Source organism: Roseobacter sp. HKCC-CH-9208 (assembly GCF_037805125.1).
In the GTDB taxonomy this organism is placed as follows: domain Bacteria; phylum Pseudomonadota; class Alphaproteobacteria; order Rhodobacterales; family Rhodobacteraceae; genus M30B80.
Genome location: NZ_JBBLYK010000001.1, coordinates 963,281 through 983,088 on the forward strand (window position 1 = coordinate 963,281; position 19,808 = coordinate 983,088).

The 19,808-nt window shown below is 55.8% G+C and carries 22 protein-coding genes and 1 other RNA gene; 10 read left to right on the plus strand and 13 right to left on the minus strand.

Annotation, left to right across the window (positions count from 1 at the left end; translation table 11 throughout):
- Nucleotides 1-5: 5 nt before the first annotated feature.
- Both AAC621_RS04730 and AAC621_RS04735 read right to left on the minus strand, forming a co-directional pair.
- Nucleotides 6-1,877: an extracellular solute-binding protein gene (locus AAC621_RS04730; RefSeq protein WP_340252694.1), complete on the minus strand. Its 1,872-nt coding sequence runs from the start codon at nt 1,875-1,877 to the stop codon at nt 6-8.
- 180 nt (nt 1,878-2,057) lie between these two features.
- Nucleotides 2,058-2,585 (minus strand): c-type cytochrome, encoded by a 528-nt coding sequence (locus tag AAC621_RS04735; RefSeq protein WP_340252696.1) that lies wholly within the window; start codon nt 2,583-2,585, stop codon nt 2,058-2,060.
- Nucleotides 2,586-2,689: 104 nt separating this feature from the next.
- On the opposite strand from AAC621_RS04735, the gene AAC621_RS04740 reads away from it, so the two are divergent.
- Complete coding sequence (locus AAC621_RS04740; RefSeq protein WP_340252698.1) at nt 2,690-3,544, plus strand: prephenate dehydratase; 855 nt, start codon at nt 2,690-2,692, stop codon at nt 3,542-3,544.
- Nucleotides 3,545-3,616: 72 nt separating this feature from the next.
- A complete protein-coding gene (locus AAC621_RS04745; RefSeq protein WP_340252700.1) occupies nt 3,617-4,537 on the plus strand; it encodes a DMT family transporter in 921 nt (306 codons plus the stop codon).
- Between the two features lie 139 nt (nt 4,538-4,676).
- Here the strand turns inward: AAC621_RS04745 and AAC621_RS04750 are convergent, their stop codons facing one another.
- Both AAC621_RS04750 and nudC read right to left on the minus strand, forming a co-directional pair.
- Nucleotides 4,677-4,877, minus strand: a complete 201-nt coding sequence (locus AAC621_RS04750) for a hypothetical protein (RefSeq protein ID WP_340252702.1) — start codon at nt 4,875-4,877, stop codon at nt 4,677-4,679.
- Between the two features lie 94 nt (nt 4,878-4,971).
- Nucleotides 4,972-5,955 (minus strand): NAD(+) diphosphatase, encoded by a 984-nt coding sequence (gene nudC, locus AAC621_RS04755; RefSeq protein ID WP_340252704.1) that lies wholly within the window; start codon nt 5,953-5,955, stop codon nt 4,972-4,974.
- A 393-nt stretch (nt 5,956-6,348) separates the two neighbouring features.
- On the opposite strand from nudC, the gene ffs reads away from it, so the two are divergent.
- Together ffs and AAC621_RS04765 are read left to right on the plus strand one after the other, a co-directional pair.
- Nucleotides 6,349-6,447, plus strand: an RNA gene (gene ffs / locus AAC621_RS04760) — signal recognition particle sRNA small type.
- 96 nt (nt 6,448-6,543) lie between these two features.
- The gene (locus AAC621_RS04765) at nt 6,544-7,260 is read left to right on the plus strand and encodes a CatB-related O-acetyltransferase (RefSeq protein ID WP_340252706.1); all 717 of its coding nucleotides are present in this window, start codon (nt 6,544-6,546) and stop codon (nt 7,258-7,260) included.
- 2 nt (nt 7,261-7,262) lie between these two features.
- Here AAC621_RS04765 and AAC621_RS04770 read toward each other — a convergent pair whose 3' ends face one another.
- Nucleotides 7,263-7,580 carry a hypothetical protein gene (locus tag AAC621_RS04770; RefSeq protein ID WP_317656543.1) on the minus strand — a complete coding sequence of 106 codons (318 nt, stop codon included), beginning with the start codon at nt 7,578-7,580 and terminating at the stop codon, nt 7,263-7,265.
- A gap of 130 nt (nt 7,581-7,710) precedes the next feature.
- On the opposite strand from AAC621_RS04770, the gene AAC621_RS04775 reads away from it, so the two are divergent.
- From AAC621_RS04775 to recR, 3 genes are read left to right on the plus strand one after another with little or no spacing between them, the layout of a single operon-like run.
- Nucleotides 7,711-9,462, plus strand: a complete 1,752-nt coding sequence (locus AAC621_RS04775) for a DNA polymerase III subunit gamma/tau (RefSeq protein WP_445322488.1) — start codon at nt 7,711-7,713, stop codon at nt 9,460-9,462.
- Nucleotides 9,463-9,480: 18 nt separating this feature from the next.
- A complete protein-coding gene (locus AAC621_RS04780) occupies nt 9,481-9,825 on the plus strand; it encodes a YbaB/EbfC family nucleoid-associated protein (RefSeq protein ID WP_317656544.1) in 345 nt (114 codons plus the stop codon).
- 5 nt (nt 9,826-9,830) lie between these two features.
- Nucleotides 9,831-10,442 (plus strand): recombination mediator RecR, encoded by a 612-nt coding sequence (gene recR, locus AAC621_RS04785; protein WP_340252709.1) that lies wholly within the window; start codon nt 9,831-9,833, stop codon nt 10,440-10,442.
- A 122-nt stretch (nt 10,443-10,564) separates the two neighbouring features.
- Here recR and AAC621_RS04790 read toward each other — a convergent pair whose 3' ends face one another.
- The 3 genes from AAC621_RS04790 to AAC621_RS04800 all read right to left on the minus strand — a co-directional run bounded on the left by AAC621_RS04790 (nt 10,565) and on the right by AAC621_RS04800 (nt 13,746).
- Nucleotides 10,565-12,013 carry an NAD-dependent succinate-semialdehyde dehydrogenase gene (locus AAC621_RS04790; protein ID WP_340252711.1) on the minus strand — a complete coding sequence of 483 codons (1,449 nt, stop codon included), beginning with the start codon at nt 12,011-12,013 and terminating at the stop codon, nt 10,565-10,567.
- A gap of 20 nt (nt 12,014-12,033) precedes the next feature.
- Nucleotides 12,034-13,029 (minus strand): type I glyceraldehyde-3-phosphate dehydrogenase, encoded by a 996-nt coding sequence (locus tag AAC621_RS04795; protein ID WP_340252713.1) that lies wholly within the window; start codon nt 13,027-13,029, stop codon nt 12,034-12,036.
- A gap of 69 nt (nt 13,030-13,098) precedes the next feature.
- A complete protein-coding gene (locus tag AAC621_RS04800; RefSeq protein WP_340252715.1) occupies nt 13,099-13,746 on the minus strand; it encodes a ribonuclease T2 in 648 nt (215 codons plus the stop codon).
- 133 nt (nt 13,747-13,879) lie between these two features.
- Here AAC621_RS04800 and AAC621_RS04805 point away from each other — a divergent pair, with 133 nt between their 5' ends.
- Nucleotides 13,880-14,635, plus strand: a complete 756-nt coding sequence (locus tag AAC621_RS04805; RefSeq protein WP_340252717.1) for a DUF1013 domain-containing protein — start codon at nt 13,880-13,882, stop codon at nt 14,633-14,635.
- A gap of 58 nt (nt 14,636-14,693) precedes the next feature.
- Here AAC621_RS04805 and AAC621_RS04810 read toward each other — a convergent pair whose 3' ends face one another.
- The 3 genes from AAC621_RS04810 to clpS are packed head-to-tail and all read right to left on the minus strand — an operon-like array spanning nt 14,694 to nt 16,890.
- Complete coding sequence (locus tag AAC621_RS04810) at nt 14,694-15,506, minus strand: SDR family NAD(P)-dependent oxidoreductase (protein WP_340252719.1); 813 nt, start codon at nt 15,504-15,506, stop codon at nt 14,694-14,696.
- Nucleotides 15,507-15,525: 19 nt separating this feature from the next.
- Nucleotides 15,526-16,548: a class I SAM-dependent methyltransferase gene (locus AAC621_RS04815; RefSeq protein WP_340252721.1), complete on the minus strand. Its 1,023-nt coding sequence runs from the start codon at nt 16,546-16,548 to the stop codon at nt 15,526-15,528.
- Between the two features lie 21 nt (nt 16,549-16,569).
- Nucleotides 16,570-16,890, minus strand: a complete 321-nt coding sequence (gene clpS / locus AAC621_RS04820) for an ATP-dependent Clp protease adapter ClpS (RefSeq protein WP_340256334.1) — start codon at nt 16,888-16,890, stop codon at nt 16,570-16,572.
- A gap of 158 nt (nt 16,891-17,048) precedes the next feature.
- Here clpS and AAC621_RS04825 point away from each other — a divergent pair, with 158 nt between their 5' ends.
- Entirely contained in the window at nt 17,049-17,756 is a 708-nt protein-coding gene (locus tag AAC621_RS04825; RefSeq protein WP_340252723.1) for an HAD family hydrolase, read from the plus strand.
- Here the strand turns inward: AAC621_RS04825 and AAC621_RS04830 are convergent.
- Nucleotides 17,753-18,739: an NAD(P)H-quinone oxidoreductase gene (locus AAC621_RS04830; protein ID WP_340256337.1), complete on the minus strand. Its 987-nt coding sequence runs from the start codon at nt 18,737-18,739 to the stop codon at nt 17,753-17,755. The two genes, AAC621_RS04825 and AAC621_RS04830, sit on opposite strands and share 4 nt — an antisense overlap.
- 26 nt (nt 18,740-18,765) lie before the next feature.
- Nucleotides 18,766-19,473 (minus strand): COQ9 family protein, encoded by a 708-nt coding sequence (locus tag AAC621_RS04835; RefSeq protein WP_340252725.1) that lies wholly within the window; start codon nt 19,471-19,473, stop codon nt 18,766-18,768.
- A gap of 105 nt (nt 19,474-19,578) precedes the next feature.
- Between AAC621_RS04835 and rpsU the strand changes: the two genes are divergently transcribed.
- Nucleotides 19,579-19,785 carry a 30S ribosomal protein S21 gene (gene rpsU, locus AAC621_RS04840; protein ID WP_009806335.1) on the plus strand — a complete coding sequence of 69 codons (207 nt, stop codon included), beginning with the start codon at nt 19,579-19,581 and terminating at the stop codon, nt 19,783-19,785.
- Nucleotides 19,786-19,808: the final 23 nt, after the last annotated feature.

Below are 19,808 nucleotides of genomic sequence, written 5' to 3' on the forward strand. Positions count from 1 at the left end.
AAAGCTTACAACACGCCTTGTTCTTCGAGCGCGGCTTCAGCCGCGGGATCAACCCACCAGAAATCGAGGAAGCCAAGATCATAGGGCGGCAGCGTATCGGGATAGCGATAGATGTCATAATAGGCGACCCAATGGTTGGGGTTATACCATTGCGGCACGCGGAAGACATGGGCACGCAGCACGCGGTCAAGCGCCTGCACGGCGGGGGTCAACTCCTCCTGCGTTTCAGCATCGACCACTTTTTCGATCAAGGCATCGACACCCTCATCTGCCAAACCCATGACGTTAAAGAGTGACTCATCCGCCCCAAGCGACCCAAAATATTGGCGCAACCCTGATCCCGGCTCAAAGCCCATAGGGAAGTGATCCGTGATAATGTCAAAATCCGCATCTCGTTGCCGCTGTTGCAATTGCGCAGGGTCAACGCGGGTCAAAATGGCGTTTACCCCAATCGCCTGTAGGTTTTCGACATAGGGGTTGATGATCCGATCAAACAACGGACTGGCATTCAGGAATTCGACATCCAATGTTGCGCCATTTGCGTCACGCAGCATCCCGTCATCACCAACGACCCATCCCGCCTCCTCAAGCAAGGCAGAGGCACGGCGCGCGGCGCGGCGGTCGAGACTGCGATCAGGATCAGAGGGCGGGGTGGCAAAGGCATCTTCCGTAAAGACCCGCGCAGGCAGTTGATCCCGCAATGGGTCTAAAAGCGCCAACTCAGCTTCAGATGGCAGGCCATGCGCGGCCAAATAGGTGTTTTCCCAGAAACTCGTATTCGGCGCGTAAAGTCCATAGAACAAGGTCTGGTTCGTCCATTCAAAATTGAACATCAACGCAATCGCTTCGCGCACACGCGGGTCAGCGAATTTTTCGCGCCGCAAATTCATCGCAAAACTTTGACCCGAAGTGGTCGACCCATCGTGCAATTCTTCGCGAATAATGATCCCATCATTCAGACGCGGGAAATCATAACCCGTGGCCCAAGTTTGGCTGCTGGATTCCTGACGGAACAGGTAATTGCCCGCTTTGAACCCCTCAAAGGCGGCAATCGCATCGCCATAATATTCAATTCGGATGCTATCGAAATTGTTTCGCCCGCGATTGATGGGCAGATCATTTCCCCAATAGTCCCGATTGCGAACATAGACCACACGTTGACCCGGATCCGCTTCGCCCAAAACATAAGGCCCAGAGCCGATGAGGGGCGTGAGGCGGCTGTCTTCAAAGGCCAAACCTGATGCCTCATGGCTCGCACGGCTGAAAACGGGCAAGCCACCCGCCGCCTCAATCCGACCACGCAGCGGGCTTTCGGGATTGAAAGTGAATTTGATCTCGCGCGGGCCCAAAACCTCCGCACTTTCAATAGTCATGGGCAGAGATGCACGGAAGGATGGCAAACCCTCATCGCGCAGAATTTCGTAAGAGAACAGCACATCATCCGCGGTGACAGGCGTGCCATCTGAGAATTGCACCTCTGGCCTTAGGGTGAAAATCACATAGTCACGGTTCTCAGGAAACCGCATGGTTGCGCATAAAAGACAATAAGAGGCGCCGATTTCATCCGCCGTGCCTGTCAGCATGGATTCAAAGAAAATCGAGGACAAAACCGCCGAATTACCCACGCGCGTGTAAGGGTGCAGCGAGTCAAACGTGCCCGAGGGCCACGAAAAAGACATCTCCCCACCCTGTGGCGCATCTGGGTTCACATAGTCGAGATGCTCAAAATCCGCTGCGTATTTTGGTGTTCCGAAGGTGGATATGGCGTGGGTTTCGATCAAGTCTTGCGCAAATGCCTGCGTGACACCCATGCCAATTATCACGGCCCCCATCAGGCCCGTTGCCAAGGATTTGGGCACCATCCGTCTCTCGTGCATCGCAACCTCCCGACCATTATCTCTGAGTGCGCCCATACAGGGCGATATGTCATTTCCTAATAACTTAGCGATCACACAGCAAAGAACCAGACCCCATGAAGTTTGCGCGCGAATCTGTGAATAAAAAAGCCGCCCCGTGTCAGGGCGGCCTTCTGAAAAATACAATCTCTCGAGACGAGCTTAGTTGCCGATGGTCGCGAGATAAGCAATCAGGTTTGCGCGGTCTTCGGCCTTGCGCATCCCGTTATAGGCCATGGCGGTGCCAGGTGCATATTCGCGAGGTGCTTCCAAGAACCCATTGAGGTTCTCTGGTGTCCAATCGCCTTCCAAGGCACGGATGCCATCCGAATAGTTGAATCCGTCAACCGAATGCTTGGCGCGGCCAACAACGCCATAAAGGTGGGGGCCTACACCATTGGCACCTTGCTCCAGCGAATGGCAGGCCTGACACTGGCGAAATAGGCCTTCACCCGCGCCCGCATCTGCGGCGGCGTATACATCGGCAAAGGCAACCTCAACCACCTCTTCGGCAGGTTCGGCGCTACCAGCATCGGCCACTTCAATCGGATAGCCGCTAACGTGTTCTTCACCATGGCTTGCAGTGCCAACTGAATATAGCCCGTCACTGGCCCAACCAGCGAGGAGAAGTGCAAGCAGGGCTGCGCAAAGCGATGCACCTGCTTTCGTGATGGTCATTGTATCAAACATGTCGTTCCCGTTCTCTAGCCCGAGTTGAGGGCTATCTATCGTCTTCCATCACAAGATGGCAAGGTGTAGGAAGCGCGACAGAACGCCCATCTGAAAGATTTATTATGACTGCCACTGCAAACCCACGCCGCATCGCCTTTCAAGGAGAGCTTGGTGCCTATTCTCACCAAGCCTGCCGCGAAGCACGCCCCGATTGGGATGTGCTGCCCTGTGCAAGCTTTGAGGAAACGATGGATGCGGTGCGCCAAGGCGATGCTCAAGCCGCGATGGTGCCCGTAGAAAACACGACCTATGGCCGTGTGGCCGATATCCATCGTCTGTTGCCTGAAAGTGGCCTTTATATCGTGGGCGAGGCCTTTGTGCGCGTTCACATCAATCTTTTGGGTGTCAAAGGTAGCCAGATTTCTGACGTAAAAGAAGCGTGGTCGCATCTGGTTCTTTTGCCGCAATGCTCGAAATTCTTGAAAGAAAACAACATTAAAGGCTGTGTAACCACCGACAATGCCCGCGCCGCGCGCGATGTTGCTGCATGGGGCGACAAGGCCAAGGCCGCGCTTGCCTCGGAACTTGCTGCTGAAATCTATGATCTCGATATTTTGGCCCGCCATATCGAGGATCAAGACAGCAACCGCACGCGATTCTTGATCATGGAGCCAAAGGCTGATCTGCGCCCACGCGCGGAACATATGATGACCACCTTCGTCTTTCGTGTGCGCAACATCCCTGCGGCGCTGTACAAGGCCATGGGCGGCTTCGCGACCAATGGTGTGAATATGACCAAGCTTGAAAGCTATATGGTTGGGGGATCCTTTTCGGCGACACAATTTTATGCCGATATCGAAGGGCACCCCGATGATCGCGCCGTGCAATTGGCCTTGGAAGAGTTGGAATATTTCACCAGCGAGCTGCGGATCTTAGGCAGCTATCCCGCTGATCCGAGCCGCGACTACGGGACCTAATCCGCCCTTGCATTGCCATCGCGCCTCGCGCAAAGTTTGCGCTGACACAAGATTTGCGCGAGCGCCCCTCTCATGAACCCCCTTCGCGGCATTGCCCTGAAAATCGCATCTGTATGCGTTTTCGTGGCGATGGCATCGTTGATCAAAGCCACCTCTGACCATGTGCCGCCGGGTCAGGCCGTTTTCTTTCGATCATTTTTTGCGCTGCCTGTGATCATCGCATGGCTGTGGATGCGACATGAATTGTCAACCGGCCTGCGCACAGTCTCGCCCTTGGGCCATGTTTGGCGTGGGGTTGTGGGCACCAGTGCGATGGGGCTTGGGTTCGCGGGGCTTGGCCTTTTGCCATTGCCCGAAGTAACCGCGATTGGATATGCCGCGCCGATTTTGGTGGTTGTTTTTGCCGCCATGTTCTTGGGCGAAGATGTACGGCTTTTTCGCCTCAGCATGGTGGCTTTGGGGATGCTTGGCGTGGTGATTGTTCTTTCTCCGCGCCTCAGCCTTGGCGGCGCTGACACCACCCATGCCGAGGCGCTTGGCGCAATGATTGTTTTGATGAGCGCGGTATGCGCGGCCCTTGCACAGGTGTTTGTGCGCAAAATGGTTGCAACTGAAACCACATCGGCCATCGTTTTTTGGTTTTCAATCACGGCGACCTTAATGTCCCTTTTGACCCTACCATGGGGGTGGGTCATCCCTGGGCCCCGCGAAGCGATGCTCTTGATCTTGGCTGGCGTTTTAGGCGGCGTGGGTCAGATTCTGCTCACCTCAAGCTATCGCGAAGCCGATGCTTCCTTGATAGCGCCGTTTGAATATAGCTCGATGCTCTTGGCGCTTGGGGTGGGCTATATGATATTTGACGAAATCCCAAGCACGACCATGTTGGTGGGTGCGGCCATCATCATCACGGCAGGGATCGCCATCATACTAAGAGAACGGCAATTGGGGATAGAGCGCGCACGTCAACGCAAGGCCATGACGCCGCAAGGCTAAACCTAGCCCAAGTAGGCGCGATATTCCGCCTCGACCTCATTGCCACGGCGCACCAAATAGCCCGTCATCCGTTGCAAAACGCGGCCCCGCGCAAGTTTCAAAGATTGAATCACTAGCCGCGCACTTAACGTGGTTGGCTTCAACTCCAAGGGCGCGCACGGCCGCGCAATTTGATCTCACTTGACCACCCTGTGCCTTTGCGGGGCTGCAACCACCCGCCTTCCCGCACGAGCTTGGCGCCGCGTCCCGTCAAATCGGCTTCGATCTGCCTAAAATCGCAAAACCGCTCGAACACCAGTTCCAGCGGGGCATCAATATCTTCGGTCGCTTTGAATTTCATAGCTGATCACCCCAATGCTATACGCCGATCCTTTGCGCGCTGTGAAGGCAGGGCGTCTGGCCAAAGACCACCCCAGTCGCGCACCTTTTGCAGCCTATATGAACCGATCTGCGAGCCAGTTTTCCAGCAAAAACCGCGCAATTGCGCCCTTGCGCGGCGAAGATATTTCTGGGTGTGACCCACAAAAGACATCCATCGCCTCTTGGCGGCTTAACCATCGCGCATCGCCCAATTCATTTGGATCAACCGTAATCTTTGTGCTTGTGGCGGTGGCTAGGCAGCCAAACATCAAAGAGTTGGGGTAAGGCCAAGGTTGATTGGCAACATAGCGCACTTCGGATGTGGTGATCCCCGCTTCTTCCAACACTTCGCGGCGCACGGCGGCCTCGATTGTCTCACCAGGTTCGACAAACCCTGCGAGTGCGGAATACATCCCTTCGGGCCAACCATGCGAACGCCCCAACAAAATTTGATCGCCATAGGTCACAAGCATGATCACCACGGGATCCGTGCGCGGGAAATGCGAGGCGCCACAGGCGGGGCATTTGCGCTGCCACCCCGCTTGCACCATCTGCGAAGGGCTTCCACATTTGGCGCAATAGAGATGCGAGCTGTGCCAATTCAACAAAGCACGGGCTGTTGCCGCCAATTCTGCTGCGCGTGGAGGCAGGGTGATCATAATGCTGCGCAATTCCAAAAACACAGCGCCCTCGGGCGCATCTGGATGGGCCTGCTCGGACAGATCAACAAAGGAGTTCAAGCTGACCCCTTCTGGCAATTCAGGATTCCAATCGCTCAGGTCTTGCGCAAAATAGGCCGCCCCATCCTCGGACAGCCCCAAAAACAACCGCGCCTCCTCTGCGAGATCTCGAAAAAGCGGTGCGTCTTTTGGCAAAAAGCACAAGGACGCCAGACCCGTTTCTGAATCGCGCTGACATAGCACCTTGCCACGCCACAGAACCAAGATATGCGCCTTTGCAATTTGCCCCAATTGCACAGGATCATCCCGCAAATGCGCCGCACGATCTAAATTCGATCCACCAAAGGTGACCGGAGAGGCAGTTTGTAAAAGGGGCATGTGATGTGATCCTTGCTTCGCGCCCAAACCTTACAGAGACGTGAACGGGGTGCAACAAGAATAGGATTGCGCAGAACTACCCTTATGGTTGTATGATGCCCCCATCATAAGGGGATGAGATTTGGCTGCGGGACAGATCATCATAGGGACGGCGCGGTCCGCGCGTCTGAAGGCCACGCTTTTTGCGACCACCGATTTACACGCTCATCTGACCGAATATGACTATTTTCACGACACCCCCTACTGCGCGGGAGGTCGGGAAAGAGCGCGATTTGAATGGTCTGGCCTATTCTGGCGTCTAGGCCCAAGGGTTCGAGCAATTTGAAATGACGCTTTAGCCCGCATTTTTTGTGCAGCCCTTGCACCAAGAGCCAAGATTGACTATTTGGGCGTTGAGAGGTTGGCGCGGACAGGCTCCTCGCCAACCCGGTCAGATCCGGAAGGAAGCAGCCGTAACGAGTCCCGCTTGGGTCGTTGTCCAGCCTCTCACCTTTCCCTTGAAAATAAGTGCCACCTGAACCCTTGCGGCGGTGCGTAAAAGCAACCAAGCTGTGGCTTGGGTTACGGAATTTCGGGGAATAGGCTGCAATGAATCGCTTTCGCTGCACCGATCTGGCATTGGTCGAGGCGCTGCCCATTCGTTTTTACCCTAAGCTGCGCGCGGGCCATGTTTTGAACAATGCAAGCGCCAAGTTTGAACGTCACAGTCAGCATAATCCAAGAGGTCTGATGCCGCTTGGCGCCTATTCCTACAGCCATTCCGTTTTTATTGCGGGTTGGATTGGGCGATATTGCTCGATCAGCGAAAATGTCCGCGTAATGGGGGCCAGCCATCCGCATCATTGGGTGACAACCTCGCCTGTGCAATATCAACCCCGCAGGCGGCGGATGTTTGACCTGCCCCCCTTGCCTGACTCTGCCCGGTATGATGGCGCGGTGCGGCCTGTGCGTATCGGTCATGACGTTTGGATTGGCCAAGATGTGCTGCTGCGTGATGGTATATCCATCGGCAATGGCGCGGTGATTGCAGCGGGTTCTGTGGTGACGCGCGATGTGGCAGATTACATGATTGTTGGCGGCAACCCCGCCCGCGTCATCCGCCCCCGTTTTGCGCCTGAGATTGCAACGCGGCTTCAACGCAGCGCGTGGTGGGAGATCACCCCCGAAACATTATCTGACCTGACTTTTGACGATCCTTTGGCGTTTTTGGATGGGTTTGAGGCAAAACCCTCCTCACCTAAAATGCCCGATGAGCGGCGCACCATATGGGACTGGTCTGGGATCACACCGCCTGAGGCGTCATGACCTTAGCTGCCCCCACCATAAAGGCCATTCACAAGTGAAGCCCAAATAAAATTCCCCGCCATCGCGAAGAACAGGGCCACGCAAAAATAGAGGGTCAGCCCATGCACCAAATAGCGCATCCGCCCCAAGGCCCCTTGGCGCCATAACCAAATGCCTGCGGCGGTTGCGGGCAAATGGATCAACACAAAGATCGACACCACCGATAACGGGATGGCCCGAAACCCGCCCTCAACAAGAGCGGCCCATAGATGAACCAGCGCGACAAAGACGCTGGCCAGGATCAAAAACAGGAATATCAAAAGCCGTGATCTATCGCTCATCGCGTCCCCGCTTGCTTTGCGCGCAGGAAGCGGTTGCCGCGCCGCTCATCTGCGCCTAGTTTGCTAATAACCCTGCAGGCAGGGCGCCGTTCTGCCAAGCAAAAACCGTCAAGAGCCGTTGGAAAACCCTATGACCCAAACCACCGATCAAGCCTATCAGGTGCTTGCGCGCAAATATCGCCCCGCAAGTTTCGCCGATTTGATCGGGCAAGAGGCCATGGTGCGGACACTGAAAAACGCATTTGCCGCCGATCGCATCGCGCAAGCCTTCATTATGACGGGCATTCGCGGCACAGGGAAAACGACCACCGCACGAATTATTGCCAAAGGCCTAAACTGCATTGGCCCTGATGGTGCGGGCAAGCACACGACTGAACCCTGCGGGCAATGCGAACATTGCACCTCTATCGCCGAAGGGCGCCATGTCGATGTCATGGAAATGGACGCGGCATCACGCACCGGCGTGAATGACATCCGCGAGATTATTGAAAGCGTCAATTATCGCTCTGCCAGCGCGCGCTATAAGATTTACATAATTGACGAGGTTCACATGCTGTCGACCAGCGCGTTTAACGCGCTGCTTAAGACATTGGAAGAACCGCCCGCCCATGTGAAATTCATCTTCGCGACCACAGAGATTCGCAAAGTGCCTGTCACCGTATTGTCGCGCTGCCAGCGGTTTGATCTGCGCCGCATCGAGCCTGAGGTGATGATCACGCATTTGCGCAAAATCTCGGATCTGGAAAAAGCCGAAATCACGGACGAAGCCTTGGCCCTGATCACGCGCGCGGCGGAAGGGTCTGTGCGCGATGCTCTCAGCCTTTTGGATCAGGCAATTTCCCATGGCGCAGGCGAAACCAGCGCGGAACAAGTGCGCGCGATGCTCGGCCTTGCAGATCGCGGGCGTGTCATGGATCTGTTTGAGATGATCATGCGCGGCGATGCCAAGGGTGCATTGGATGAATTGGCCACGCAATACGCCGATGGCGCTGACCCAATGGCAGTTTTGCGGGATTTGGCCGATATCACCCATTGGCTGTCGGTTGTGAAAATCTCGCCCGAAACCGCTGAAGACCCCTCTATTTCGCCTGATGAGCGCAGCCGCGGGGTGGCGCTATCGAGGGATTTGCAAATGCGCGCCTTGTCGCGGATGTGGCAGATGCTGCTGAAGTCGCTTGAGGAAGTGGCCTTTGCCCCCAATGCGATGATGGCCGCCGAAATGGCCGTGATCCGCCTGACCCATGTGGCCGAATTGCCAAGCCCCGATGATTTGATCCGTAAGCTGCAATCCACAACACCGCCCCCTGCCGCACCACCGCGCGGGCCAGCCCCCACACAAGGCGGATCGCATGGCGCACCCGCGCGAGGCTCAAGCTTTCCAAGCAGCACAGGCGGCACAAATGGCGCGCCGCAAGCGGCCCTTTCCGAGGCCCCAGAGGCCCTACTGGCACGATACCCGACTTTTGAGCATGTGGTCGCATTGATCGAAGAGATGCGCGACATCAAATTGTTGGTTGAGGTTAAGACCACTTTGCGCTTGGCCTCCTATCGCGCGGGGCGCATTGAATTTGAACCTACTGACCGCGCGCCCGAAGATTTGGGGCCACGCCTTGGCCAACGCTTGACGCAATGGACAGGGATAAGATGGGTGGTCTCGGTCGTCTCCTCGGGCGGCGCACCCACCATCGAAGAACAGGCGAATGCGGAGCGTGCCGAGCTTGAAAAAGAGACCAAAGACCATCCGCTGATGCAGGCCGTCCTCTTGGCCTTTCCACACGCCAAAATTACAGATATTCGCAGTCACACAGATATTCAGGCCCATGCTGCGGTCGAGGCCTTGCCCGAGATCGAAGATGAATGGGATCCGTTCGAAGACGATTAACCATAAAGGATGATGGATATGCTCAAAGGCCTTGGCGGTCTTGGCGATATGACCAAGATGATGAAACAGGCACAAGAAATGCAGACCCGCATGGCGGAAATGCAAGAAAACCTGCACACAATCCGCGTCACAGGGGAAGCAGGTGCAGGCCTCGTGAAGGCCACAGCCAGCGCCAAGGGCGAATTGGTGGGTTTGGATATCGACCCCTCCATCTTTAATGGGGATGACAAGGAAGTGGTCGAAGATTTGATCTTGGCCGCCATCAAAGATGCGCAAGCAAAAGCCTCTGATCGCAGTCAGGAAGAATTGCAAAAAATCACTGCTGAGCTTGGCCTGCCAGCAGGCATGAAGCTGCCCTTCTGATTTCGATGAGCGAAGGCGCGCGCCAAATAGAGGAATTGATCGCGCTGATGGCGCGCTTGCCTGGTCTTGGGCCACGCTCGGCACGGCGTGCGGTTTTGCACCTGATCAAAAAACGCGCAGGCCTGATGACGCCCTTGGCGCAATCGTTGGCCGAAGTGGCCCGTGATGCGCGTGAATGCCTCTCTTGTGGCAATATCGGCACCGATGAGGTCTGCGCGATTTGCACCGACCCCAAGCGGGGCAATGGCCAAATCTGCGTGGTCGAGGACGTCGCCGATCTTTGGGCGATGGAACGCGGCCGCGCCTTTGGCGGGCGTTATCATGTCTTGGGTGGCACGCTATCGGCACTAGACGATATTGGCCCTGACGATCTGCGTATCCCACGCCTTATTGAGCGGGTCGCAAGAGATGGAATTGAAGAAGTGATCCTTGCGCTGAATGCCACCGTTGATGGTCAAACCACCGCCCATTACATTGCGGGCGAACTCGCCCCAATGGCGCGCGAAGGACACGTGAAAATCACATCCCTGGCGCAAGGTGTGCCCATCGGGGGCGAATTGGACTATCTTGACGATGGCACGATTTCCGCGGCCTTGAGCGCGCGGAAATCATTTTAACCTAAATCTCAAATCTAAACTGTCGTTTTACAGGTCAGGGCATATGCATGCCTAATGCGCATCCACGCGCCCCTCGACCCTATGCGCAATCCCCCACACGCATCAGGTCGAGGGAAGTGGGATCAGAGCCCGTCAATGCAGACATATTTGGTATCAAGATAATCTTCGACACCTTGGCTGCCGCCCTCTTTGCCAAGACCCGATTCCTTGACGCCGCCGAAGGGCGCCTCAACCGTGGTGATCATGCCAGAGTTGATCCCGACCATGCCATATTGCAAATCCCGATCAAGGCGCATCGCGCGCGCTAGGTCAGAGGTGTAGGCATAAGCCGCAAGGCCAAAGCGGGTGTTATTGGCCATATCAATCCCGTCTTGATCTGTCTCAAATTTGAACACGGGCGCAACAGGGCCAAAGATTTCTTCCTGAGCAAATTCCATGTCGGCTTTGGCCCCTGTCAAAACCGTTGGCTGAAAGAATGTGCCGCCCAATTGATCCCGCATGCCGCCCGTGGCCACAGTGGCACCTTTGGCTTTGGCGTCTTCCACAAAACCCTCGACCTTTTTCAACGCCGCTTGATTGATCAACGGCCCTTGGGTCACGCCCGCATCCATGCCATTTCCAAGTTTCAGCGCGCGGGTTTTCTCAACCAGTTTCGCCACGAATTCATCATGCACGCCTGCCTGCACAAAAACACGATTGGCGCAAACGCAGGTCTGACCAGAATTGCGAAACTTAGAGGCCATAACCCCGTCAATCGCACGATCCAGATCAGCATCGTCAAAAACGATGAATGGGGCATTCCCCCCCAATTCCATTGAGACTTTCTTGACTGTATCAGCTGACTGGCGGATCAATAATTTGCCCACATTGGTCGAGCCCGTGAAGGTCACTTTGCGCAATTCAGGGCGCGCCATCATCGCACCACCAATGGCGGGCGCATCCCCCGTGACGATGTTAATCACCCCTTTGGGATAGCCCACGTCCTCGGCCAAAGCTGCCCAAGCCAAGCCTGAATAGGGGGTTTCTTCCGAAGGCTTCGCAACAACCGTGCAGCCAACCGCCAAAGCAGGCGCAAGTTTGCGGGCCAGCATCGAGGAGGGGAAATTCCAAGGCGTAATCATGCCCACAACACCCACAGGGTGCTTTGTTACCAAAATACGGCGACCATTGACGCCTGCAGGAACGATCTCGCCTTTCACACGGCGGGCCTCCTCTGCATACCACCGCAGATATTGCGCACCGATGGCAATTTCGCCCTTCGCTTCTGCCAAAGGTTTACCCATCTCGCGGGTCAACAATTCGGCCAAACTGTCTTGGTTATCCATCAGCGCATCGTGCAATTTCCACAAAAGCGCCAAGCGCCCCATCAAGTCCATCGCCGCAAAAGCGGGAAAAGCTGCATGGGCTGCATCAATCGCGCGCATGGTTTCTGAGTGGCCAGATTTCGGAATTTGCCCAATCACCTCGCCTGTAGCGGGGTTTGTAACATCCAAGGTCGCACCATCATCCGCGCCCACCCATGCGCCTGCGATATAATTCGCCTCGCGCATCCAGTTTTTCCAATCTGCCATGCTCCTCGCTCCTTTCTTATTTAGGCTTGCGCCCCCATCTTGCGCGCCACATCCAACATGCGCGCAGAAAATCCCCATTCATTGTCATACCACCCAAAGACGCGCAGCATCCCGCCTTTGGAGCGTTTGATCTGATCCCCTTGCACGATCAACGACTCGGGGCGCGCCCGAAGATCAGTCGAGACAACAGGCGCCTCAGTATAGCCTAAGATTGGCCCTTCGGCTGCGCGCAGGACATCGCGCGCCGCCTCAACCGATGGCCGCTGCTCGGTGATGACCGCCAAATCGATACAAGAGACACTTGCCGTTGGGACCCGAATTGCCGAGCCTGTGATCCGCCCCGCAAGATGGGGCAGCACAAGATCAATCAACTTTTCTGCACTGGTTGTTGTGGGCACCATCGACAAGGCAGCTGCGCGGGACCGCACCAAATCCCCCATCGGCATATCCACGGTGGGTTGGCTGCCCGTGTAACAATGCACTGTCGTCATCAAAGCCGTCTCAACCCCAAAGGCCTCATCGAGAACCCGCATCAGGGGGGCTGTGGCATTGGTGGTGCAAGATGCGTTCGACACAATGCGCGCATCGGGCAATAGGGCCGCATCATTCGCCCCCAAGACCAGCGTCACATCAGCATCAAGGGAGGGGCCAGAAATCAGCACCCGTGCGGCACCTGCGCGCAAACCTGCCTCAGCAATCCGCCGATCCATGGCGCGCCCCGTGCATTCCATCAGAATGTCCACCCCCGCAAGGGGCAGCGCCGCTAGATCAGGCTCACAGGTAAAGGCAATCGGGCGCCCATCAATCACCAATGCGCCATCACCGCAGCTCACCTCGCCCGCGTAAGGGCCAAAGACGCTGTCATATTCGAACAGGTAAGCGCAGGTCTTTAGGGGGGCTATGTCGTTGATGGCGACAATCTCAACCTCGGGCCAACCGCCCTTAAGCCACGCGCGCAGCACGGTGCGCCCAATGCGACCAAAGCCGTTTATTGCCACACAAATGGGGGCGGTCATGATGCCGAATCTCCTGATTGCTGTGAGCGGGCGAGTGATGCATGCCCACCGCGAAGGTGCAAGCACGCATCAGCGGATTGGATCAAACAGCGCCTCACGCAAAGAACAATCGCGCCCCATATCGGCAGGGCAATCACGGGGCTCTAAATCGCGGGTCAGACAAATGCGCAGCTCTGCGATGCGACCTTCGCGGCAGGTGGTGACAACACCACTGTCACTGAGATCAGGGTTGGCTTCGCGGAGCGCGTCCTCCACCACTTCGGCTGGCAGGCGCACAGGTCGATTAAGTTGGGTCAAAACCGCTGGCACAGTCACCGCCGCATAAGCGCGGCGCGATAGGGCGAAGTAATCCTCAGCAGGCAGGCCAGAACAGACCCCATGCTTAAGCCATTGGTGCCAGGCAAGGCCTGAGCTTCCCATGATATCAACCATGCCTGCCGTCAACGCATCACTTGGGCCGCGCGCGGGTGTTGAGCAATAACTGGGCCACCCCTCCTCATATTGTGGCCAAAGCCCGTGCAAGGTGAACCCATGGCGTGCGCCTGTCTCGCATTGCGCCGCCCCACGCTCATCCCCCTCAATCGCGCACCATGTTGAATTCCAACTGAGGGCTAAGACATAAAGGTCAAGCACCCCCGCCTGATCGGCCCGCGCAGAAAGTGCCGCGCCACATAGCGCAAAGGCCAAAAGCCCCGCACGTATCAATCTGCACCCCATCTCGCGTTTCCCTCTTTCCTTGCGCCAATCGCTGCCTTATATAACGGGCAACTTCCCCGAAATCGAGGAATTGCGGCCCCCGCCGCAGCGTTGTTTCAGCGCCCGCCCGATTGCATCCGAAAAGGAGCTAAAAATGACAAAACCCATCATGGCAAAGGCCACCGCCGTTTGGTTGGTGGATAACACCACGCTCAGCTTTAAGCAGATCGGCGATTTCTGCGGGCTGCATGAATTGGAAGTGCAAGGGATTGCAGATGGTGACGTGGCCACAGGCGTCAAGGGTTTTGACCCGATTGCCAATAACCAACTCGACCAAGACGAGATTGATCGTGGCGAGAAAGACCCTGCGCATAATCTAAAGCTGAAGCATAACCCCGCCGCACTGGGCGAGGAAAAGCGCCGGGGCCCACGCTACACGCCCCTGTCCAAGCGTCAGGATCGTCCTGCTTCAATCCTTTGGTTGGTCAAATTCCACCCAGAGCTGTCCGATGGCCAGATTGGCAAATTGGTTGGCACCACCAAACCAACCATCCAAGCTATCCGCGAACGCACCCATTGGAACATTTCCAACATTCAACCAATCGACCCTGTTGCGCTTGGTCTGTGCAAGCAGTCTGAATTGGATGCTGCCGTGCAATCAGCCAACGCGAAACGCGCCAAAGAAGGTCTGGTTATGACCGATGATGAGCGCCGTAAATTGGTCTCGACCGAACAAAGCCTTGCAGGTGATCCAGAGCCAAAAATGCCAAGCGCGATTTCGGGTCTTGAAACATTCAGCCTCTCAGGCAATTCGTCTGCCGCCGATGAGGACGAGGACGAAACCGAAAAGACCTATGATGCGGACAGCTTCTTTAACCTGCCAGATGATAAAGACGAAGACAACAAATAATCAGGCGGTATAACGCCTGCCATCTGAAAACCGCGCGCCCCAAAGGTTGCGCGGTTTTTTAATGCAAAGGCACGCCAACAGGATCAAGCAAGCTGCGCCCACCATCCACGCAGAGAACTTGCCCTGTAACAAATCCCGCCCCATCCGAGGCAAAGAATTGGGCCGCACCCGCCACTTCGCGCGCTGAAGCAATGCGGCCAAGCGGTGTGTGGCTTTGGATGTCTTTGCGCTTCAATTCATCTTCTGCCAAACCCGCTTGAAGGCTCGCTGACATCACAGACCCAAAAGATACAGCATTCACACGAATACGATTTGGGGCGAGGGACAATGCCAAAGACCGCGTAGATTGCTCAAGCGCCGCTAACGACACCGAATAGCCCATCAAATCAGGATGGCTGCGCATCGCAGCGATGTTCGAGATATTCACAATCGCGCCGCGCGTCTCATCATCGCGGTCATCCCCTTCGGCTTGGGCAATCATCTTTTTTGCAACGGCTTGGCTCAGGCGAAGCGATGTAAACAGGTTTTGCTGCAACATTCGCTCAATGCTGGTATCGGCAGGATCAAACGGGTCCGTTGGTATGATCTGGCGGCACGCATTGACCAAAATATCGACCCGATCGAAGGCATCAATCGTGGCCGAGATCAAATTGGCCACTGTCAGCTTTTCGCTCAAATCTCCTGCAAAGGCGCGAATATTTGGCGCGCGCTCATCATCTGAGGCGCCACATTCATCAAAAAGCCGCTCTTCATCGCGATCTGTGAACACGACATTCGCGCCAAGGTCAGAAAAATGACGCGCGATCGCAAGGCCAATCCCATTGGCGGCCCCCGTCACAATCGCAGTTTTTCCTTGGATGGATAAAGACATTCCAAAACCCCTTTGCCGATCATCGCGCAGATCGCGCAGCTTTCGGTTTCCCAGCTTGATAGAGCTTGTAGCCCTGCATCTCGGCCAACATGCGACCCGTTGAAAAATTCGCCTTCAGCGCCGATTCATAGGGCAGGTGGCGATTTGCGACCATCAAAAATTGTCCTGAAGGCTTAAGCAGGCGACTTGCCGCCGAAATAAAGGCCTGCCCCAAGGCAGGATCAGCCGCGCGTGATGTATGAAAAGGCGGATTGCACAAAATCGCATCATAAAGCGCGTCGGGCTTGAATGCTGTCGCATCAGCCCAGAAAAAACGCGCGCGCGGATCACCGACATTCTGGCGCGCGGCCTCAAGCGCCGCGTGATCGGCCTCAATCAAATCGAGGGTTTCAATGCTATCCTGTTCATCCAGAATATGCGCGGCGATATATCCCCAACCCGCCCCAAGATCAGCAACGCGTCCCTTAAGTTTAGGGGCCAGTGCAATCAAGATTTCCGATCCTTGATCTGGCCCGTCCGCAGAGAAGCTGCCAATTGGCACGATATGGCCATCTTCAGTTTTCGTGGCGCTGCCAACCCATTCCGCGCAGGTTTGGGGCAGGACATCTGGGCGCACGAACCAAATCAATTTGCCATGCGATTTTGAAAAAACTTCTACGCCGTCAAAGGTTGATTTTAGGGCCTTGAGGATCGATTCAATCCCGATGGTTTTCGCCCCATCCACCATCAAAATGCCACCCTTGCGCAATGCCATCAGGGATTTTGCAATCCGCGACAGGGTCAATTTTTTTGATTTATGGGCCGCAACCAAAGCCAGATCAAACGCATCCACCGCATCGGCTGGCAGATCAGGATGCACATCAATTCCACGGGCCACAACGCGGGCGTGATCGGGGTAAAACCCTTGCACAGCCAACAGACGGGCCTGTCCGAACACATCAAGTTGCATTTCGCCACTGGCACCATAAATCAAAACCGCCGAAAGAGGCGGCAAGCTGAGCGCGTTTTGCTCAAGCGCGGAAATCCATCTGTCTGGGGTCATAAGCGGCGGCGGGACTGGGGATCAGTCCTCTTTCTCCATGGTGCATTGCAACGGATGCTGATTGCGGCGCGCGAATTCCATCACCTGCGCCACTTTCGTTTCGGCAATCTCATAAGAGAAGACACCCACAACGGCCACCCCTTTTTTATGCACAGTCAGCATAATCTCGACCGCCTGCGCATGAGAGATACCGAAGAAGCGCTCAAGAACGTGAACGACAAACTCCATTGGGGTATAGTCGTCATTCAAAAGCAGCACCTTATACATCGGGGGCCGCTGCGTTTTTGGTTTTGTTTTGGATATTACGGTGGTGTCGTTTTCCTCCACAGGAGGTTTCGCCATCATCGTCAAGCCATCGCGCCGCATATCTACTCCAAAACTGGCCATCTGGTCTAAAACTGGCGTGCTCATGGTGCCATTGTCCATGTGCCTTTATATAAGCCGCAAGGTGATTCAGAAAAGGGGCCACAAGGCAACTGCCTGAGGTCGTGCATAACCCAATGACAAAAAAGCTGCAAATAATCGGTTTGGACGCGGATGATACGCTTTGGCAGAACGAGGAATTTTACCGCGTAACCCAAGCGCGCTTTGCAGAACTTTTGGCGGATTGCTGCGCCGAAGACGATTTGCACAACCGCCTCTTGGCGGCAGAACGGCGCAATATCGGCCATTACGGATTTGGCATTAAAGGGTTCATGCTCTCCATGATTGAAACCGCGATTGAAGTCACCGAAGGAAAAGTCAGCGGTGCAGTAATCGGGGAGATTTTGGCCGCAGGTCAGGACATGCTCCAACATCCCATCACCCTGCTGCCCCATGCCGACAGGGTGGTGCGCGATCTGTCGCAAAGCCACAAATTGGTGCTAATCACCAAGGGTGATCTTCTCGACCAAGAACGCAAGTTGGCGCAATCGGGTTTGGGCGAATATTTTCACGGCGTTGAAATTGTCAGCGACAAGAAACCTGAAATTTACACCCGCGCTTTCGCGCGGCATGGCGCAAGTGCCGATGTGGCATTGATGGCGGGTAATTCCATGAAATCAGACGTCATCCCCGCCCTTGAGGCAGGGGCCTTTGGGGTCTATGTGCCGTCAACCTATATCTGGGCGTTGGAGGAGGCAGACGCGCCTCAATCCCATGCACGCTATCACAGCCTACCCGATTTGGGTGGTCTGCCTGCGTTGGTCAAAATCTTGGAACAGGCTTAAGGCGCAACTTCGAGAACGATTTTTCCGATATGGGCAGACGCCTCCATATGGGTATGGGCAGCGGAGGCCTCGGTCAGATCAAAGCTGCTATCCATCACGGGCGCAATTTGGCCAGTTTCGAGCAGGGGCCAAACATGGGTGCGCAACTCAGACGCAATCGCGGCTTTGACGGCATCTGATTGGGGCCGTAAGGTCGACCCTGTCAACGTCAAGCGCCGCGTCATCATCTGTGTAAAGTTCAGCTCAACCTTCGCGCCCTGCAAAAAGGCGATTTGCACAAGTCGCCCATCATCCGCCAAAGCCCGAATATTGCGCGGCAGATATGGCCCGCCCACCATATCGAGGATGATATTCGCGCCACCTTCGGCGCGCATGATCTCAACGAAATCTTCCGTGCGGTAATTGATCGCCCGCTCCGCCCCCAAGGCTTCGCAGGCTCTGCATTTTTCATCTTGGCCTGCGGTCACAAAAACCCGCACCCCAAAAGCACGCGCCAATTGAATGGCCGTTGTGCCAATTCCAGATGCGCCGCCATGCACCAACAACCGCTCACCCGCGCGCAAGGCGGCGCGTTGAAACAGATTTGACCACACGGTGAAAAACGTCTCACAAAGCGCAGCAGCAGCGCGCAGATCCATACCCGTTGGCACGGGCAAAGCGTGGGATTGATGGGTCAGCGCATAATCTGCATACCCCCCGCCCGGCAGAAGCGCGCAAACCTGATCCCCGATTTTCCACTCGGACACAGCCTCGCCCACCGCCACAACTGTGCCAGAGGCCTCAAGACCGGGGAGGTCAGAGGCCCCTTTGGGCGGATCATAGAGCCCCGCCCGTTGCAGCGCATCAGGTCTGTTTACCCCTGCATAGGCAATTTTGATCAAAATCTGTTCAGCCTCGGGACGGGGGCAAGGGCGACTGCACAGCGTCAATACGTCTGGCCCGCCCGCCTCGCTGATTTCAACCGCGCGCATGGTTTCAGGCAGGGTCATGTAGCTCTCCAGAACAGATTTCACTGTTGGTCTTTTGGACGAATATATCCTGGAAGGTCAATTCGTGCGACCCGCGCAGGGGGGCGAATCTTTCCAAGTAGCCAATTTGGCCCCGCCATAATGGGCTTAAGCGCAGGGTTCTCATTGACAGATTTCTTTAGCTTTTCGATTTGCATCACATCATCGATGCGGCGATCCAAAAACGCCCATGTCGCAGCGTGATCTGGCGATTGATCCCCCAACCAGTAAAGCACAGTAGCCGAATACACCCCCGCCAATGTCGCACGCTTGGAATACCAATTGAAATCATTGGCGCGGTCCCCAAGCCCCTCCCAAATGCTGTCAGCGGTTTCCCAGATGGCTTTTGCGCCATCTGCGGCATGGATGGGCAGGGCAAACAAGGTGGTGCCGCGGCGCACGGCCTCTTTGTGGGCGGCGACCGCCTCAAGGCGCAGGCGCACCCCATAAGCCACGCGATCACGATAGCGCATTTCAGACAAGTCAGCATTGCGCAAGGCGCGCAGCAAATCTGCATCCCCCTGCCGATGAAAGGCCAAGGCCAAATCAACCGCTCCCCGAGGGAAAAGCGCGCGACCCGTTTCGGTGTCTACATCGCAATCGCTCAACGCAGCGCAAAGGGCCGCATCAGACCACCCATCAAACGGCACATGATCCAATGCTGCGGTGACAATGTGCGCTTTCAGCTCGGTCGTGGCTTGGCTTTCCATCGCATCACTCCATTTTTCTGCGTTGCTTTACAACTTAGCAGATTCTTGCTAGATGGCCACTTCCTGCAACTTTGAAACTCTAACTTAGAAAGGTGGTGACACCACATGCAGGTGAGTGTTCGCGACAACAATGTTGATCAAGCATTGCGCGCTCTGAAGAAGAAACTTCAGCGCGAGGGCGTTTTCCGTGAAATGAAGCTTAAGCAGCATTTCGAAAAGCCTTCCGTCAAGAAAGCACGCGAGAAAGCGGAAGCAATCCGCCGCGCGCGCAAACTGGCGCGGAAAAAAGCGCAGCGTGAGGGTCTGCTCTAAGCAGAACCTTCGCAGATGCGAAG

What these genes read in the sequence shown, in the direction of transcription:
- AAC621_RS04730 (WP_340252694.1), bottom strand. Translation starts at nt 1,877, where the DNA reads ATGCACGAGAGACGGATGGTGCCCAAATCCTTGGCAACGGGCCTGATG.
- AAC621_RS04735 (WP_340252696.1), bottom strand. Translation starts at nt 2,585, where the DNA reads ATGTTTGATACAATGACCATCACGAAAGCAGGTGCATCGCTTTGCGCA.
- AAC621_RS04740 (WP_340252698.1), top strand. Translation starts at nt 2,690, where the DNA reads ATGACTGCCACTGCAAACCCACGCCGCATCGCCTTTCAAGGAGAGCTT.
- AAC621_RS04745 (WP_340252700.1), top strand. Translation starts at nt 3,617, where the DNA reads ATGAACCCCCTTCGCGGCATTGCCCTGAAAATCGCATCTGTATGCGTT.
- AAC621_RS04750 (WP_340252702.1), bottom strand. Translation starts at nt 4,877, where the DNA reads ATGAAATTCAAAGCGACCGAAGATATTGATGCCCCGCTGGAACTGGTG.
- nudC (WP_340252704.1), bottom strand. Translation starts at nt 5,955, where the DNA reads ATGCCCCTTTTACAAACTGCCTCTCCGGTCACCTTTGGTGGATCGAAT.
- AAC621_RS04765 (WP_340252706.1), top strand. Translation starts at nt 6,544, where the DNA reads ATGAATCGCTTTCGCTGCACCGATCTGGCATTGGTCGAGGCGCTGCCC.
- AAC621_RS04770 (WP_317656543.1), bottom strand. Translation starts at nt 7,580, where the DNA reads ATGAGCGATAGATCACGGCTTTTGATATTCCTGTTTTTGATCCTGGCC.
- AAC621_RS04775 (WP_445322488.1), top strand. Translation starts at nt 7,711, where the DNA reads ATGACCCAAACCACCGATCAAGCCTATCAGGTGCTTGCGCGCAAATAT.
- AAC621_RS04780 (WP_317656544.1), top strand. Translation starts at nt 9,481, where the DNA reads ATGCTCAAAGGCCTTGGCGGTCTTGGCGATATGACCAAGATGATGAAA.
- recR (WP_340252709.1), top strand. Translation starts at nt 9,831, where the DNA reads ATGAGCGAAGGCGCGCGCCAAATAGAGGAATTGATCGCGCTGATGGCG.
- AAC621_RS04790 (WP_340252711.1), bottom strand. Translation starts at nt 12,013, where the DNA reads ATGGCAGATTGGAAAAACTGGATGCGCGAGGCGAATTATATCGCAGGC.
- AAC621_RS04795 (WP_340252713.1), bottom strand. Translation starts at nt 13,029, where the DNA reads ATGACCGCCCCCATTTGTGTGGCAATAAACGGCTTTGGTCGCATTGGG.
- AAC621_RS04800 (WP_340252715.1), bottom strand. Translation starts at nt 13,746, where the DNA reads ATGGGGTGCAGATTGATACGTGCGGGGCTTTTGGCCTTTGCGCTATGT.
- AAC621_RS04805 (WP_340252717.1), top strand. Translation starts at nt 13,880, where the DNA reads ATGACAAAACCCATCATGGCAAAGGCCACCGCCGTTTGGTTGGTGGAT.
- AAC621_RS04810 (WP_340252719.1), bottom strand. Translation starts at nt 15,506, where the DNA reads ATGTCTTTATCCATCCAAGGAAAAACTGCGATTGTGACGGGGGCCGCC.
- AAC621_RS04815 (WP_340252721.1), bottom strand. Translation starts at nt 16,548, where the DNA reads ATGACCCCAGACAGATGGATTTCCGCGCTTGAGCAAAACGCGCTCAGC.
- clpS (WP_340256334.1), bottom strand. Translation starts at nt 16,890, where the DNA reads ATGGCGAAACCTCCTGTGGAGGAAAACGACACCACCGTAATATCCAAA.
- AAC621_RS04825 (WP_340252723.1), top strand. Translation starts at nt 17,049, where the DNA reads ATGACAAAAAAGCTGCAAATAATCGGTTTGGACGCGGATGATACGCTT.
- AAC621_RS04835 (WP_340252725.1), bottom strand. Translation starts at nt 19,473, where the DNA reads ATGGAAAGCCAAGCCACGACCGAGCTGAAAGCGCACATTGTCACCGCA.
- rpsU (WP_009806335.1), top strand. Translation starts at nt 19,579, where the DNA reads ATGCAGGTGAGTGTTCGCGACAACAATGTTGATCAAGCATTGCGCGCT.